The following is a 1,382-nucleotide window of genomic DNA, read 5'->3' on the forward strand; positions in this document are numbered from 1 at the left end:
TCCATGACCAGCCTGCGCACGTTCTGCACGCGCGGGGTATCCGTTTCGACCACCAGCCCTTCGGAGATCTCGTAGATGCAGGAGGCGACCAGGCGGGTGCGCTTCCCCTCGGTGATCTCGACCATGCACAGGCGGCAGGCCCCGTAAGGCGTCAAAGACTCGTTGTAGCACAGGGTCGGGATGTCGATATGGGCTCCGCGCGCCGCTTCCAGGATCGTCGTATGGGGGGCGGCCTGGATCTTCCGCCCATCGATCGTCAGCGTGATCATTTCCGTCATCGTTTTGCTCCTTCCGGCATAACAGGGTCTCATCCCTTTGCAGGAGGGTTCTTCATCAACGGCCTGTGTCCGCGCACACTATCGACCGGCCCCAACATGAAAGGGGACGCTTACCGATTCCTTTCAAAGGGGATTCGATCTTCAGATGATCTTGATCGCGTCGAACTTGCATGCCTCGTAACACGCCCCGCAGCGGATACAGGTCGCCGCATCGATCCGGTGGACTTCCTTCTTTTCGCCCTGAATGGCGCCGCTCGGGCAGACCCTTGCGCAGACGTGGCAGCCCGTGCACGCCTCGCTGTCAACGACGTAGGAAATCAGGGCCTTGCACACCCCGGCCGGACAGCGCTTGTCGCGGATGTGCGCCTCGTATTCCTCCCGGAAGTAGCGCAGCGTCGTGAGCACAGGATTGGGCGCGGACTGCCCCAGGGCGCAGAGGGCCCCGTCTTTTATCGCGCCCCCCATCCAGGTGAGCGTCTCCAGGTCTTCCATCTTCCCTTCGCCCTCGGTGATTCGATCGAGGATGCGCCGCATCTGCAGGATCCCCTCCCGGCAGGGCGTACACTTGCCGCAGGATTCCTCCTCCATAAACCTTAGAAAATACTTGGCCACATCCACCATGCAGGTCCGTTCATCCATGACGATCATCCCGCCCGACCCCATCATGGAACCGATCTCGGTCAGGGCATCGAAATCGACCGCCATGTCCAGAAACTGTTCGGGGATGCATCCGCCGGAAGGCCCGCCTGTCTGGACGGCCTTGAAGCGGCGGCCGCCCGGGATCCCCCCGCCGATATCGAAGATGATCTCCCGGAGGGTCGTGCCCATGGGCACCTCGACGAGGCCCGTGTTGTTGATCTTTCCCACGAGCGAAAAGATCTTCGTGCCCTTGCTCCCGGCCGTGCCGATGTTCCGATACCATGAAACGCCGTTGCGGATGATCAGGGGGACGTTCGCCCATGTCTCCACGTTATTCAAACACGTCGGCCGGTCAAAAAGGCCTTTGTCGGTCGCGTGCACGTATTTCGCCCTGGGCTCGCCCGCCCGCCCTTCGATGGAGGCGAAGAGGGCCGAGGACTCGCCGCAGACGAACGCCCCGCCCCC

General features: G+C 62.2%; 2 protein-coding genes. Both read right to left on the reverse strand.

The window, feature by feature from the left end; translation table 11 throughout:
• Nucleotides 1-278: 2Fe-2S iron-sulfur cluster-binding protein (locus tag H567_RS0121265; RefSeq protein WP_161626678.1), on the reverse strand; the 278-nt coding region annotated here is incomplete at its 3' end.
• Nucleotides 279-419: 141 nt separating this feature from the next.
• A partial coding sequence (locus H567_RS0121270; protein WP_028322925.1) for an NADH-ubiquinone oxidoreductase-F iron-sulfur binding region domain-containing protein occupies nt 420-1,382 on the reverse strand: 963 nt, incomplete at its 5' end.

This window comes from Desulfatiglans anilini DSM 4660, from assembly GCF_000422285.1.
GTDB lineage: Bacteria > Desulfobacterota > DSM-4660 > Desulfatiglandales > Desulfatiglandaceae > Desulfatiglans > Desulfatiglans anilini.